Here is a 10,921-nt window from a genome sequence, read left to right on the forward strand (position 1 = left end):
GGGCTAATTAATTAGCTTTGAATTGAAAAAAGGGCGCATCGGCGCCCTTTTTGCTGTCCGCTATTTACGGTCGAAATATTTATTCGAAATTAAACTACGCACCGGGCGAGCAGCTTTACAGTTGCGCTATTGTAATCGCAACTATTCTCATTTACACTTTGCGCAGAAATTGAACGGGAGTGATCATGTACGTTTGCTTGTGTAATGGTGTGAGTGATAAAAAAATTCGCCAGGCAGTGCGCCAGTTTCATCCTCAATCATTTCAGCAACTCCGCAAATTTGTTCCGGTTGGAAATCAGTGTGGTAAATGTGTTCGCGCAGCCAGAGAGATCATGCAAGACGAACTTACCCGGATGCCGGAATATAAAGAGATTGCCTGAGTCCTTATCTTTTTTTTGACATCCTTGTAGCCCCATCTACGCTTCAATGAGTGGAAGCGGAGGGACTACATAATGAAAGGTGATGTTAAAATCATAAATTATCTCAATAAATTATTGGGAAATGAGCTTGTCGCAATAAATCAGTACTTTCTCCATGCGAGAATGTTCAAAAACTGGGGTCTGACGCGCCTCAACGATGTCGAATACCATGAATCTATTGATGAAATGAAACACGCCGATCTCTACATCGAGCGTATTTTATTTCTTGAAGGTATCCCTAATTTGCAGGATTTGGGCAAACTGGGCATTGGTGAAGACGTTGAGGAGATGCTGCAATCGGACCTCCGACTGGAACTGGAAGGCGCGAAGGATCTGCGCGAAGCCATCGCTTATGCGGATAGTGTCCATGACTACGTTAGCCGCGACATGATGATCAAGATCCTTGCTGAAGAAGAGCATCATATTGATTGGCTGGAAACAGAACTGGATCTGATAAGTAAAATTGGTATTCAGAACTATCTCCAGTCGCAAATCAAAATGGAAGAGTAGTTGGTATCACAGAATTGTATCCCGTTAGTAAACCCGCTGCCGCTAGAAATGGCCCGAAAGGCAGTGGGTTTTTTAATGCCTGCAAACTTCGCAATCGGAGCGCGTTAATACTTACCACACTGCAGGCCAACAAGGCGGCTATAAAAACCAGTCCAGGTAAACTCTGCCAGCCATGCCAGGCCCCGAGAGCCGAAAGATATTTTACGTCACCGTAGCCAAGCCCTTCCTTACCGCGCAACATTTTGTAGCCCCAATAAATAACAGCAAACCCTATGTAACCTGCCGCTGCGCCGATAACCGCTTGCTTCAATAATTCAGCATTTGCGAAGCAGTGCCAAAGTAGTCCCGCCCAAAGAAGAGGGCAGGTGAAACGATCTGGCAATAACCCGTTACGGATGTCGTACCAGACAAGCATTAGATTGAGTAACAAGTAAACCGCGAGAAAAAACATGGCGTCCTGCCAGAGTCAGTAAGGGTGGCATGCAGAATGCGAAATTGCGGTGTGAACGCCAATTAACTATTACTGATGTTGCGTGGCAGCTCGTGAGAAATGATGCCGACTTTATTGTCGTTATGTTCGTTCTGCGAGCATGCTCGCAGCACTGCTTAATTTCTAAACTACGCTTGCGTCTGGCTCAGATTTACGTATAATGCGCGGGCTTGTCATAAATGACGGCGGGTTCAATCTGAACCACAACGGTGCTGTTTGGCCGTTACAATGCTCCCAATCGGGGAGCTACGTAAGAACGATTACACTCCCCCATCAATCGTAATGGGTGTGAGGAGTAATTATTTTCGTCTATAAATAATTGGAGCTCTGGTCTCATGCAGAACCAAAGAATCCGTATCCGTCTTAAAGCGTTTGATCATCGTCTGATCGATCAATCAACCGCGGAAATCGTCGAGACTGCTAAGCGTACTGGTGCGCAAGTCCGTGGTCCGATCCCGCTGCCGACCCGCAAAGAGCGCTTCACCGTTCTGATCTCCCCGCACGTTAACAAAGACGCGCGCGATCAGTACGAAATCCGCACTCACAAGCGTCTGGTTGACATCGTTGAGCCAACCGAGAAAACCGTTGATGCTCTGATGCGTCTGGACCTGGCTGCCGGTGTAGACGTGCAGATCAGCCTGGGTTAATCAGGTCATCGAGCGATTGAGAGGTTGAAACAATGATTGGTTTAGTCGGTAAAAAAGTGGGCATGACCCGCATCTTCACTGAAGATGGCGTATCTATCCCAGTAACCGTAATCGAAGTTGAAGCAAACCGCGTTACTCAGGTTAAAGATCTGGCTAACGATGGCTACCGCGCAATCCAGGTTACCACCGGTGCTAAAAAAGCTAACCGTGTAACCAAACCGGAAGCGGGTCACTTCGCTAAAGCTGGCGTTGAAGCTGGCCGTGGTCTGTGGGAATTCCGTCTTGCTGACGGCGAAGAATTCACCGTAGGTCAGGACATTAGCGTTGAGCTGTTTGCTGAAGTTAAAAAAGTTGACGTAACTGGCACCTCTAAAGGTAAAGGTTTCGCAGGTACCGTTAAGCGCTGGAACTTCCGTACCCAGGACGCTACCCACGGTAACTCCCTGTCTCACCGCGTTCCGGGTTCTATCGGTCAGAACCAGACTCCGGGCAAAGTGTTCAAGGGCAAGAAAATGGCAGGTCAGCTGGGTAATGAGCGCGTAACCGTTCAGAGCCTGGACGTAGTACGTGTTGACGCTGAGCGCAACCTGCTGCTGGTTAAAGGTGCTGTCCCGGGTGCAACCGGTAGCGACCTGATCGTTAAACCAGCTGTGAAGGCGTGAGGAGATAGCAATGGAATTAGTATTGAAAGACGCGCAGAGCGCGCTGACTGTTTCCGAAACTACCTTCGGTCGTGACTTCAACGAAGCGCTGGTACACCAGGTTGTCGTTGCTTATGCAGCTGGTGCTCGTCAGGGTACTCGTGCTCAGAAGACCCGTGCTGAAGTAACTGGTTCCGGTAAAAAACCGTGGCGCCAGAAAGGCACCGGCCGTGCTCGTTCTGGTTCTATCAAGAGCCCGATCTGGCGTTCTGGTGGCGTGACCTTCGCTGCGCGTCCGCAGGACCACAGTCAAAAAGTTAACAAAAAGATGTACCGCGGCGCGCTGAAAAGCATCCTGTCCGAACTGGTACGTCAGGATCGTCTGATCGTTGTCGAGCAGTTCTCTGTTGAAGCACCGAAAACCAAGCTGCTGGCTCAGAAACTGAAAGACATGGCTCTGGAAGATGTGCTGATCATCACCGGTGAGCTGGACGAGAACCTGTTCCTGGCCGCGCGCAACCTGCACAAGGTTGATGTTCGCGACGCGACTGGTATCGACCCGGTTAGCCTGATCGCCTTCGACAAAGTCGTAATGACTGCTGATGCTGTTAAGCAAGTTGAGGAGATGCTGGCATGATTCGTGAAGAACGTCTGCTGAAGGTGCTGCGTGCACCGCACGTTTCTGAAAAAGCGTCTACTGCGATGGAAAAAACAAACACCATCGTTCTCAAAGTTGCTAAAGACGCGACCAAAGCAGAAATCAAAGCTGCTGTGCAGAAACTGTTTGAAGTCGAAGTCGAAGTCGTTAACACCCTGGTAGTTAAAGGGAAAGTTAAACGTCACGGACAGCGTATCGGTCGTCGTAGCGACTGGAAAAAAGCTTACGTCACCCTGAAAGAAGGCCAGAATCTGGACTTCGTTGGCGGCGCTGAGTAAGTCGGAGGAGTAATACAATGGCAGTTGTTAAATGTAAACCGACATCTCCGGGTCGTCGCCACGTTGTTAAAGTGGTTAACCCTGAGCTGCACAAGGGCAAACCTTTTGCTCCGTTGCTGGAAAAAAACAGCAAATCCGGTGGTCGTAACAACAATGGCCGTATCACCACTCGTCATATCGGTGGTGGCCACAAGCAGGCTTACCGTATTGTTGACTTCAAACGCAACAAAGATGGTATCCCGGCAGTTGTTGAACGTCTTGAGTACGATCCGAACCGTTCCGCGAACATCGCGCTGGTTCTGTACAAAGATGGCGAACGCCGTTACATCCTGGCCCCTAAAGGCCTGAAAGCTGGCGACCAGATTCAGTCTGGCGTTGATGCTGCAATCAAAGCAGGTAACACCCTGCCGATGCGCAATATCCCGGTTGGTTCTACCGTTCATAACGTAGAAATGAAACCAGGTAAAGGCGGTCAGCTGGCTCGTTCCGCTGGTACTTACGTTCAGATCGTTGCTCGTGATGGTGCTTATGTCACCCTGCGTCTGCGTTCTGGTGAAATGCGTAAAGTCGAAGCAGAATGCCGCGCGACTCTGGGCGAAGTTGGCAATGCTGAGCATATGCTGCGCGTTCTGGGTAAAGCAGGTGCTGCACGCTGGCGTGGTGTTCGTCCTACCGTTCGCGGTACTGCGATGAACCCAGTCGACCACCCACATGGTGGTGGTGAAGGTCGTAACTTTGGTAAGCACCCGGTAACTCCGTGGGGCGTTCAGACCAAAGGTAAGAAGACCCGCAGCAACAAGCGTACTGATAAATTCATCGTACGTCGCCGTAGCAAATAATTTTAGAGGATAAGCCATGCCACGTTCTCTCAAGAAAGGTCCTTTTATTGACCTGCACTTGCTGAAGAAGGTAGAGAAAGCGGTGGAAAGCGGAGACAAGAAGCCCCTGCGCACTTGGTCCCGTCGTTCAACGATCTTTCCTAACATGATCGGTTTGACCATCGCTGTCCATAATGGTCGTCAGCACGTTCCGGTATTTGTTTCCGACGAAATGGTCGGTCACAAACTGGGTGAATTCGCACCGACTCGTACTTATCGCGGCCACGCTGCTGATAAAAAAGCGAAGAAGAAATAAGGTAGGAGGAAGAGATGGAAACTTTAGCTCAACATCGCCATGCTCGTTCTTCTGCTCAGAAGGTTCGCCTTGTTGCTGACCTGATTCGCGGTAAGAAAGTGTCGCAGGCCCTGGATATTCTGACCTACACCAATAAGAAAGCGGCTGTACTGGTCAAGAAAGTTCTGGAATCTGCCATTGCTAACGCTGAACACAACGATGGCGCTGACATTGACGATCTGAAAGTTGCGAAAATTTTCGTAGACGAAGGCCCGAGCATGAAGCGCATTATGCCGCGTGCAAAAGGTCGTGCAGATCGCATCCTGAAGCGCACCAGCCACATCACTGTGGTTGTGTCCGATCGCTGAGACTCTGGAGACTAGCAATGGGTCAGAAAGTACATCCTAATGGTATTCGCCTGGGTATTGTAAAACCATGGAACTCAACCTGGTTTGCGAACACCAAAGAATTCGCTGACAACCTGGACAGCGATTTTAAAGTACGTCAGTACCTGACTAAGGAACTGGCTAAAGCGTCTGTATCTCGTATCGTTATCGAGCGTCCGGCTAAGAGCATCCGTGTGACCATTCACACCGCTCGCCCGGGTATCGTTATCGGTAAAAAAGGTGAAGACGTTGAGAAACTGCGCAAGGTCGTAGCGGATATCGCTGGCGTTCCTGCTCAGATCAATATCGCCGAAGTTCGTAAACCTGAACTGGACGCAAAACTGGTTGCTGACAGCATCACTTCTCAGCTGGAACGTCGTGTTATGTTCCGTCGTGCTATGAAGCGTGCTGTACAGAACGCAATGCGTCTGGGCGCTAAAGGTATCAAAGTTGAAGTTAGCGGCCGTCTGGGCGGCGCGGAAATCGCACGTACCGAATGGTACCGTGAAGGTCGCGTTCCGCTGCACACTCTGCGTGCTGACATCGACTACAACACCTCCGAAGCGCACACCACTTACGGTGTAATCGGCGTAAAAGTGTGGATCTTCAAAGGCGAGATCCTTGGTGGTATGGCTGCAGTTGAACAACCGGAAAAACCGGCTGCTCAACCTAAAAAGCAGCAGCGTAAAGGCCGTAAATAAGGAGCGTCGCTGATGTTACAACCAAAGCGTACAAAATTCCGTAAAGTGCACAAAGGCCGCAACCGTGGTCTCGCGCAGGGCACGGATGTGAGCTTCGGCACTTACGGTCTGAAAGCTGTTGGCCGTGGTCGTCTGACCGCTCGTCAGATCGAAGCAGCACGTCGTGCTATGACTCGTGCTGTTAAGCGTCAGGGTAAGATCTGGATCCGTGTATTCCCGGACAAACCGATCACCGAGAAGCCGCTGGAAGTTCGTATGGGTAAAGGTAAAGGTAACGTAGAGTATTGGGTTGCCTTGATTCAGCCGGGTAAAGTCCTGTACGAAATGGACGGTGTTCCGGAAGAGCTGGCCCGTGAAGCCTTCGAGCTGGCAGCAGCAAAACTGCCGATTAAAACCACCTTTGTAACTAAGACGGTGATGTAATGAAAGCAAAAGAGCTGCGTGAAAAGAGCGTTGAAGAGCTGAACACCGAGCTGCTTAACCTGCTGCGCGAGCAGTTCAACCTGCGTATGCAGGCTGCAAGTGGCCAGCTGCAACAGACTCACCTGTTGAAGCAAGTGCGTCGTGATGTCGCACGCGTTAAGACTTTACTGACTGAGAAGGCGGGTGCGTAATGACCGATAAAATCCGTACTCTGCAAGGTCGTGTTGTTAGCGACAAAATGGAGAAATCCATTGTTGTAGCTATCGAGCGTTTCGTGAAACACCCGATCTACGGTAAATTCATCAAACGTACGACTAAACTGCACGTACATGACGAGAACAACGAATGCGGTACCGGCGACGTGGTTGAAATCCGCGAATGCCGTCCGCTGTCCAAGACTAAGTCCTGGACGCTGGTTCGCGTTGTAGAGAAAGCGATTCTGTAATAGAGTACGCGTTCTCAAACGAATAAACGGCTCAGCGATGGGCCGTTTATTTTTTCTACCCATATCAAGGAAGCGGTGTTATAATGCTGCGCCCCCGATATGGGGCTTTTTATCGACCCTGATTTTAGGGTCTTCAGTAGTAGTTGACATTAGCGGAGCACTGAAATGATCCAAGAACAGACTATGCTGAACGTCGCCGACAACTCCGGTGCACGTCGCGTAATGTGTATCAAGGTTCTGGGTGGCTCGCACCGTCGCTACGCAGGCGTAGGCGACATCATCAAGATCACCATCAAAGAAGCAATTCCGCGTGGTAAGGTCAAAAAAGGTGATGTGCTGAAGGCGGTAGTGGTGCGCACCAAGAAGGGTGTTCGTCGCCCTGACGGTTCTGTCGTTCGCTTCGATGGCAATGCTTGTGTTCTTCTGAACAACAACAGCGAGCAGCCTATCGGTACGCGTATTTTTGGGCCGGTTACTCGTGAACTTCGTTCTGAGAAGTTTATGAAAATCATCTCTCTGGCACCAGAAGTACTCTAAGGAGCGAATCATGGCAGCTAAAATCCGTCGTGATGACGAAGTTATCGTGTTAACCGGTAAAGATAAAGGTAAGCGCGGTAAAGTAAAAAATGTTCTGTCTTCCGGCAAGATCATTGTTGAAGGTATCAACCTGGTTAAGAAACATCAGAAGCCGGTTCCGGCCCTGAACCAACCGGGTGGCATCGTTGAGAAAGAAGCTGCAATTCAGGTTTCTAACGTTGCAATCTTCAATGCGGCAACCGGCAAGGCCGACCGTGTAGGCTTTAGATTCGAAGACGGCAAAAAAGTCCGTTTCTTTAAATCTAACAGCGAAACTATCAAGTAATTTGGAGTAGTACGATGGCGAAACTGCATGATTACTACAAAGACGAAGTAGTTAAGAAACTCATGACTGAGTTTAACTACAATTCTGTCATGCAAGTCCCTCGGGTCGAGAAGATCACCCTGAATATGGGTGTTGGTGAAGCGATCGCTGACAAGAAACTGCTGGATAACGCAGCAGCTGACCTGGCAGCAATCTCCGGTCAAAAACCGTTGATCACCAAAGCGCGCAAATCTGTTGCGGGCTTCAAAATCCGTCAGGGCTATCCGATCGGCTGTAAAGTGACTCTGCGTGGCGAACGCATGTGGGAGTTCTTTGAGCGCCTGATCACTATTGCTGTACCGCGTATCCGTGACTTCCGTGGCTTGTCCGCTAAGTCTTTCGACGGTCGTGGTAACTACAGCATGGGTGTCCGTGAGCAGATCATCTTCCCAGAAATCGACTACGATAAAGTCGACCGCGTGCGTGGTTTGGATATTACCATTACCACTACTGCGAAATCTGACGAAGAAGGCCGTGCTCTGCTGGCTGCCTTTGACTTCCCGTTCCGCAAGTAAGGTAGGGTTACTTCATGGCTAAGCAATCTATGAAAGCACGCGAAGTTAAACGCGTAGCTTTAGCTGAAAAATACTTCGCGAAACGCGCTGAACTGAAAGCGATCATTTCTGATGTGAACGCTTCCGACGAAGATCGTTGGAATGCTGTTCTCAAGCTGCAGAGTCTGCCGCGTGATTCCAGCCCGTCTCGTCAGCGTAACCGCTGCCGCCAAACTGGTCGTCCGCACGGTTTCCTGCGGAAGTTCGGGTTGAGCCGTATTAAGGTCCGTGAATCCGCTATGCGCGGTGAAATCCCGGGTCTGAAAAAGGCTAGCTGGTAATTGTCACCAATTGAATCACGGGAGTAAAGACAGATGAGCATGCAAGATCCGATCGCGGATATGCTGACCCGTATCCGTAACGGTCAGGCCGCGAACAAAGCTGCGGTCACCATGCCTTCCTCCAGGCTGAAAGTGGCAATTGCCAACGTGCTGAAGGAAGAAGGTTTTATTGAAGATTTCAAAATTGAAGGCGACACCAAGCCGGAACTGGAAGTGACTCTTAAATACTTCCAGGGTAAAGCTGTGGTAGAAAGCATTCAGCGTATCAGCCGCCCAGGTCTGCGCATCTATAAGAAAAAAGATGAGCTGCCGAAAGTTATGGGTGGTATGGGTATCGCAGTTGTTTCTACCTCTAAAGGTGTTATGACTGATCGTGCAGCGCGCCAGGCTGGTCTTGGTGGCGAAATTATCTGCTACGTAGCCTAATCGGAGGAAAAAATGTCTCGTGTTGCTAAAGCACCGGTCGTTATTCCTGCCGGCGTTGACGTAAAAATCAACGGTCAGGTTATCACGATCAAAGGTAAAAACGGCGAGCTGACTCGTACTCTCAACGATGCTGTTGTAGTTAACCAGGCAGACAATGCTCTGACTTTCGGTCCGCGTGATGGTTACGCAGACGGTTGGGCTCAGGCTGGTACCGCGCGTGCCCTGCTGAACTCAATGGTTATCGGTGTTACCGAAGGCTTCACTAAGAAGCTGCAGCTGGTTGGTGTAGGTTACCGCGCAGCGGTCAAAGGGAATGTAGTAAACCTGGCTCTGGGTTTCTCTCATCCTGTTGATCATCAGCTGCCGGCCGGTATCACTGCAGAATGTCCGTCACAGACTGAAATCGTGCTGAAAGGCGCGGATAAGCAAGTGATTGGCCAGGTTGCAGCAGATCTGCGCGCCTACCGTCGTCCTGAGCCGTACAAAGGCAAGGGTGTTCGTTACGCCGACGAAGTCGTGCGTACCAAAGAGGCTAAGAAGAAGTAAGGTAACACTATGGATAAGAAATCTGCTCGTATCCGTCGTGCGACCCGCGCACGCCGCAAGCTCAAAGAGCTTGGTGCGACTCGCCTGGTGGTACATCGTACCCCGCGTCATATCTACGCCCAGGTAATCGCATCGAATGGTTCTGAAGTTCTGGTAGCTGCTTCTACTGTAGAAAAAGCTATCTCTGAACAACTGAAGTACACCGGTAACAAAGACGCGGCCGCAGCTGTGGGTAAAGCTGTAGCTGAACGCGCTCTGGAAAAAGGCATCAAAGATGTTTCCTTTGACCGTTCCGGGTTCCAATATCATGGTCGCGTCCAGGCACTGGCAGATGCTGCCCGTGAAGCTGGCCTTCAGTTCTAAGGTAGAGGTGTAAGATGGCTCACATCGAAAAACAAGCTGGCGAACTGCAGGAAAAGCTGATCGCGGTAAACCGCGTATCTAAAACCGTTAAAGGTGGTCGTATTTTCTCCTTCACAGCTCTGACTGTTGTTGGCGATGGTAACGGTCGCGTTGGTTTTGGTTACGGTAAAGCCCGCGAAGTTCCGGCAGCGATCCAGAAAGCGATGGAAAAAGCCCGTCGCAATATGATTAACGTCGCGCTGAACCACGGCACCCTGCAGCACCCGGTTAAGGGTACTCACACGGGTTCTCGTGTATTCATGCAGCCGGCTTCCGAAGGTACCGGTATTATTGCCGGTGGTGCAATGCGCGCCGTTCTGGAAGTCGCTGGGGTTCATAACGTTCTGGCTAAAGCATATGGTTCCACCAACCCGATTAACGTGGTTCGTGCAACGATTGATGGCCTGGAAAATATGAAATCTCCGGAAATGGTCGCTGCCAAGCGTGGTAAATCCGTTGAAGAAATTCTGGGGTAATTGACCATGGCAAAGACTATTAAAATCACTCAAACCCGCAGTGCAATCGGTCGTCTGCCGAAACACAAGGCAACGCTGCTTGGCCTGGGTCTGCGTCGTATTGGTCATACTGTTGAACGTGAGGATACTCCTGCGGTTCGCGGTATGGTCAACGCGGTTTCCTTCATGGTTAAAGTTGAGGAGTAAGAGATGCGTTTAAATACTCTGTCTCCGGCCGAAGGCTCCAAAAAGGCGGGTAAACGCCTGGGTCGTGGTATCGGTTCTGGCCTCGGTAAAACCGGTGGTCGTGGTCACAAAGGTCAGAAATCTCGTTCTGGCGGTGGCGTACGTCGCGGTTTCGAGGGTGGTCAGATGCCACTGTATCGTCGTCTGCCGAAATTCGGTTTCACTTCTCGCAAAGCAATGATCACGGCAGAGATTCGTCTGTCCGATCTGGCTAAAGTAGAAGGCGACGTAGTTGACCTGAACACGCTTAAAGCGGCTAACATTATCGGCATCCAGATCGAGTTCGCGAAAGTGATCCTGGCTGGTGAAGTAGCTCGTCCGGTAACTGTTCGTGGCCTGCGTGTGACGAAAGGCGCTCGTGCTGCTATCGAAGCTGCTGGCGGTAAAATTGAGGAATAA

24 protein-coding genes are annotated in these 10,921 nt (G+C 50.4%); 23 read left to right on the plus strand and 1 reads right to left on the minus strand.

Going from position 1 to position 10,921, the window contains the following annotated elements:
* Positions 1 to 185 precede the first annotated feature (185 nt).
* On the plus strand, positions 186 to 380 hold the full coding sequence (gene bfd, locus O3S68_RS23885) for a bacterioferritin-associated ferredoxin (RefSeq protein ID WP_071925235.1): 195 nt from the start codon (positions 186 to 188) through the stop codon (positions 378 to 380).
* 72 nt (positions 381 to 452) lie between these two features.
* Entirely contained in the window at positions 453 to 929 is a 477-nt protein-coding gene (gene bfr, locus O3S68_RS23890) for a bacterioferritin (protein WP_269232669.1), read from the plus strand.
* On the opposite strand, the gene O3S68_RS23895 is transcribed toward bfr, so the two are convergent.
* Positions 913 to 1,380, minus strand: coding sequence for a prepilin peptidase (locus tag O3S68_RS23895; protein WP_269232670.1), 468 nt, complete (start codon positions 1,378 to 1,380; stop codon positions 913 to 915). The genes bfr and O3S68_RS23895 overlap by 17 nt on opposite strands.
* Positions 1,381 to 1,754: 374 nt before the next feature.
* Between O3S68_RS23895 and rpsJ the strand changes: the two genes are divergently transcribed.
* From rpsJ to rplO, 21 genes are all read left to right on the plus strand, one after another.
* The gene (gene rpsJ, locus O3S68_RS23900; protein ID WP_001181005.1) at positions 1,755 to 2,066 is read left to right on the plus strand and encodes a 30S ribosomal protein S10; all 312 of its coding nucleotides are present in this window, start codon (positions 1,755 to 1,757) and stop codon (positions 2,064 to 2,066) included.
* Between the two features lie 32 nt (positions 2,067 to 2,098).
* Positions 2,099 to 2,728: a 50S ribosomal protein L3 gene (rplC, locus tag O3S68_RS23905; RefSeq protein ID WP_017460069.1), complete on the plus strand. Its 630-nt coding sequence runs from the start codon at positions 2,099 to 2,101 to the stop codon at positions 2,726 to 2,728.
* Positions 2,729 to 2,738: 10 nt separating this feature from the next.
* The gene (gene rplD / locus O3S68_RS23910) at positions 2,739 to 3,344 is read left to right on the plus strand and encodes a 50S ribosomal protein L4 (RefSeq protein WP_007369811.1); all 606 of its coding nucleotides are present in this window, start codon (positions 2,739 to 2,741) and stop codon (positions 3,342 to 3,344) included.
* Positions 3,341 to 3,643 carry a 50S ribosomal protein L23 gene (rplW, locus tag O3S68_RS23915; RefSeq protein ID WP_000617546.1) on the plus strand — a complete coding sequence of 101 codons (303 nt, stop codon included), beginning with the start codon at positions 3,341 to 3,343 and terminating at the stop codon, positions 3,641 to 3,643. The genes rplD and rplW overlap by 4 nt, the downstream gene beginning before the upstream one ends.
* Positions 3,644 to 3,660: 17 nt before the next feature.
* Positions 3,661 to 4,482 (plus strand): 50S ribosomal protein L2, encoded by an 822-nt coding sequence (gene rplB / locus O3S68_RS23920; protein WP_007369812.1) that lies wholly within the window; start codon positions 3,661 to 3,663, stop codon positions 4,480 to 4,482.
* Positions 4,483 to 4,498: 16 nt separating this feature from the next.
* Entirely contained in the window at positions 4,499 to 4,777 is a 279-nt protein-coding gene (gene rpsS, locus O3S68_RS23925; protein ID WP_001138115.1) for a 30S ribosomal protein S19, read from the plus strand.
* Between the two features lie 14 nt (positions 4,778 to 4,791).
* Positions 4,792 to 5,124 (plus strand): 50S ribosomal protein L22, encoded by a 333-nt coding sequence (gene rplV, locus O3S68_RS23930; RefSeq protein WP_002919773.1) that lies wholly within the window; start codon positions 4,792 to 4,794, stop codon positions 5,122 to 5,124.
* Between the two features lie 17 nt (positions 5,125 to 5,141).
* Positions 5,142 to 5,843: a 30S ribosomal protein S3 gene (gene rpsC / locus O3S68_RS23935; RefSeq protein WP_000529945.1), complete on the plus strand. Its 702-nt coding sequence runs from the start codon at positions 5,142 to 5,144 to the stop codon at positions 5,841 to 5,843.
* 12 nt (positions 5,844 to 5,855) lie between these two features.
* On the plus strand, positions 5,856 to 6,266 hold the full coding sequence (rplP, locus tag O3S68_RS23940) for a 50S ribosomal protein L16 (RefSeq protein ID WP_007369814.1): 411 nt from the start codon (positions 5,856 to 5,858) through the stop codon (positions 6,264 to 6,266).
* Entirely contained in the window at positions 6,266 to 6,457 is a 192-nt protein-coding gene (rpmC, locus tag O3S68_RS23945) for a 50S ribosomal protein L29 (RefSeq protein WP_004388609.1), read from the plus strand. Before rplP ends, rpmC begins: the two co-directional genes overlap by 1 nt.
* Complete coding sequence (gene rpsQ, locus O3S68_RS23950; RefSeq protein ID WP_017460070.1) at positions 6,457 to 6,711, plus strand: 30S ribosomal protein S17; 255 nt, start codon at positions 6,457 to 6,459, stop codon at positions 6,709 to 6,711. The genes rpmC and rpsQ overlap by 1 nt, the downstream gene beginning before the upstream one ends.
* Before the next feature lie 165 nt (positions 6,712 to 6,876).
* Positions 6,877 to 7,248, plus strand: coding sequence for a 50S ribosomal protein L14 (rplN, locus tag O3S68_RS23955; RefSeq protein ID WP_004388611.1), 372 nt, complete (start codon positions 6,877 to 6,879; stop codon positions 7,246 to 7,248).
* Between the two features lie 10 nt (positions 7,249 to 7,258).
* A complete protein-coding gene (rplX, locus tag O3S68_RS23960; protein WP_007369816.1) occupies positions 7,259 to 7,573 on the plus strand; it encodes a 50S ribosomal protein L24 in 315 nt (104 codons plus the stop codon).
* Positions 7,574 to 7,587: 14 nt separating this feature from the next.
* Positions 7,588 to 8,127 (plus strand): 50S ribosomal protein L5, encoded by a 540-nt coding sequence (gene rplE, locus O3S68_RS23965; RefSeq protein WP_001096200.1) that lies wholly within the window; start codon positions 7,588 to 7,590, stop codon positions 8,125 to 8,127.
* A gap of 14 nt (positions 8,128 to 8,141) precedes the next feature.
* Entirely contained in the window at positions 8,142 to 8,447 is a 306-nt protein-coding gene (gene rpsN, locus O3S68_RS23970) for a 30S ribosomal protein S14 (RefSeq protein WP_007369817.1), read from the plus strand.
* Between the two features lie 33 nt (positions 8,448 to 8,480).
* Positions 8,481 to 8,873 carry a 30S ribosomal protein S8 gene (gene rpsH / locus O3S68_RS23975; protein ID WP_017460071.1) on the plus strand — a complete coding sequence of 131 codons (393 nt, stop codon included), beginning with the start codon at positions 8,481 to 8,483 and terminating at the stop codon, positions 8,871 to 8,873.
* A 12-nt stretch (positions 8,874 to 8,885) separates the two neighbouring features.
* Positions 8,886 to 9,419, plus strand: a complete 534-nt coding sequence (gene rplF / locus O3S68_RS23980) for a 50S ribosomal protein L6 (RefSeq protein WP_017460072.1) — start codon at positions 8,886 to 8,888, stop codon at positions 9,417 to 9,419.
* Between the two features lie 9 nt (positions 9,420 to 9,428).
* Entirely contained in the window at positions 9,429 to 9,782 is a 354-nt protein-coding gene (rplR, locus tag O3S68_RS23985; RefSeq protein WP_017460073.1) for a 50S ribosomal protein L18, read from the plus strand.
* A 14-nt stretch (positions 9,783 to 9,796) separates the two neighbouring features.
* A complete protein-coding gene (gene rpsE / locus O3S68_RS23990; RefSeq protein ID WP_007369821.1) occupies positions 9,797 to 10,297 on the plus strand; it encodes a 30S ribosomal protein S5 in 501 nt (166 codons plus the stop codon).
* Positions 10,298 to 10,303: 6 nt separating this feature from the next.
* Positions 10,304 to 10,483: a 50S ribosomal protein L30 gene (gene rpmD / locus O3S68_RS23995; RefSeq protein WP_001140434.1), complete on the plus strand. Its 180-nt coding sequence runs from the start codon at positions 10,304 to 10,306 to the stop codon at positions 10,481 to 10,483.
* A gap of 3 nt (positions 10,484 to 10,486) precedes the next feature.
* On the plus strand, positions 10,487 to 10,921 hold the full coding sequence (gene rplO, locus O3S68_RS24000) for a 50S ribosomal protein L15 (protein WP_007369822.1): 435 nt from the start codon (positions 10,487 to 10,489) through the stop codon (positions 10,919 to 10,921).

The organism is Kosakonia sp. SOY2 (assembly GCF_027109175.1).
In the GTDB taxonomy this organism is placed as follows: domain Bacteria; phylum Pseudomonadota; class Gammaproteobacteria; order Enterobacterales; family Enterobacteriaceae; genus Kosakonia.

What these genes read in the sequence shown, in the direction of transcription:
- rplX (WP_007369816.1), top strand. Translation starts at nt 7,259, where the DNA reads ATGGCAGCTAAAATCCGTCGTGATGACGAAGTTATCGTGTTAACCGGT.
- rplN (WP_004388611.1), top strand. Translation starts at nt 6,877, where the DNA reads ATGATCCAAGAACAGACTATGCTGAACGTCGCCGACAACTCCGGTGCA.
- rplW (WP_000617546.1), top strand. Translation starts at nt 3,341, where the DNA reads ATGATTCGTGAAGAACGTCTGCTGAAGGTGCTGCGTGCACCGCACGTT.
- rplP (WP_007369814.1), top strand. Translation starts at nt 5,856, where the DNA reads ATGTTACAACCAAAGCGTACAAAATTCCGTAAAGTGCACAAAGGCCGC.
- rpsH (WP_017460071.1), top strand. Translation starts at nt 8,481, where the DNA reads ATGAGCATGCAAGATCCGATCGCGGATATGCTGACCCGTATCCGTAAC.
- rpsE (WP_007369821.1), top strand. Translation starts at nt 9,797, where the DNA reads ATGGCTCACATCGAAAAACAAGCTGGCGAACTGCAGGAAAAGCTGATC.
- rplD (WP_007369811.1), top strand. Translation starts at nt 2,739, where the DNA reads ATGGAATTAGTATTGAAAGACGCGCAGAGCGCGCTGACTGTTTCCGAA.
- rpsS (WP_001138115.1), top strand. Translation starts at nt 4,499, where the DNA reads ATGCCACGTTCTCTCAAGAAAGGTCCTTTTATTGACCTGCACTTGCTG.
- rpmC (WP_004388609.1), top strand. Translation starts at nt 6,266, where the DNA reads ATGAAAGCAAAAGAGCTGCGTGAAAAGAGCGTTGAAGAGCTGAACACC.
- rpsN (WP_007369817.1), top strand. Translation starts at nt 8,142, where the DNA reads ATGGCTAAGCAATCTATGAAAGCACGCGAAGTTAAACGCGTAGCTTTA.
- rplB (WP_007369812.1), top strand. Translation starts at nt 3,661, where the DNA reads ATGGCAGTTGTTAAATGTAAACCGACATCTCCGGGTCGTCGCCACGTT.
- bfd (WP_071925235.1), top strand. Translation starts at nt 186, where the DNA reads ATGTACGTTTGCTTGTGTAATGGTGTGAGTGATAAAAAAATTCGCCAG.
- rpsJ (WP_001181005.1), top strand. Translation starts at nt 1,755, where the DNA reads ATGCAGAACCAAAGAATCCGTATCCGTCTTAAAGCGTTTGATCATCGT.
- rplF (WP_017460072.1), top strand. Translation starts at nt 8,886, where the DNA reads ATGTCTCGTGTTGCTAAAGCACCGGTCGTTATTCCTGCCGGCGTTGAC.
- rplV (WP_002919773.1), top strand. Translation starts at nt 4,792, where the DNA reads ATGGAAACTTTAGCTCAACATCGCCATGCTCGTTCTTCTGCTCAGAAG.
- O3S68_RS23895 (WP_269232670.1), bottom strand. Translation starts at nt 1,380, where the DNA reads ATGTTTTTTCTCGCGGTTTACTTGTTACTCAATCTAATGCTTGTCTGG.
- rplR (WP_017460073.1), top strand. Translation starts at nt 9,429, where the DNA reads ATGGATAAGAAATCTGCTCGTATCCGTCGTGCGACCCGCGCACGCCGC.
- rpmD (WP_001140434.1), top strand. Translation starts at nt 10,304, where the DNA reads ATGGCAAAGACTATTAAAATCACTCAAACCCGCAGTGCAATCGGTCGT.
- rpsC (WP_000529945.1), top strand. Translation starts at nt 5,142, where the DNA reads ATGGGTCAGAAAGTACATCCTAATGGTATTCGCCTGGGTATTGTAAAA.
- rplE (WP_001096200.1), top strand. Translation starts at nt 7,588, where the DNA reads ATGGCGAAACTGCATGATTACTACAAAGACGAAGTAGTTAAGAAACTC.
- rpsQ (WP_017460070.1), top strand. Translation starts at nt 6,457, where the DNA reads ATGACCGATAAAATCCGTACTCTGCAAGGTCGTGTTGTTAGCGACAAA.
- bfr (WP_269232669.1), top strand. Translation starts at nt 453, where the DNA reads ATGAAAGGTGATGTTAAAATCATAAATTATCTCAATAAATTATTGGGA.
- rplC (WP_017460069.1), top strand. Translation starts at nt 2,099, where the DNA reads ATGATTGGTTTAGTCGGTAAAAAAGTGGGCATGACCCGCATCTTCACT.
- rplO (WP_007369822.1), top strand. Translation starts at nt 10,487, where the DNA reads ATGCGTTTAAATACTCTGTCTCCGGCCGAAGGCTCCAAAAAGGCGGGT.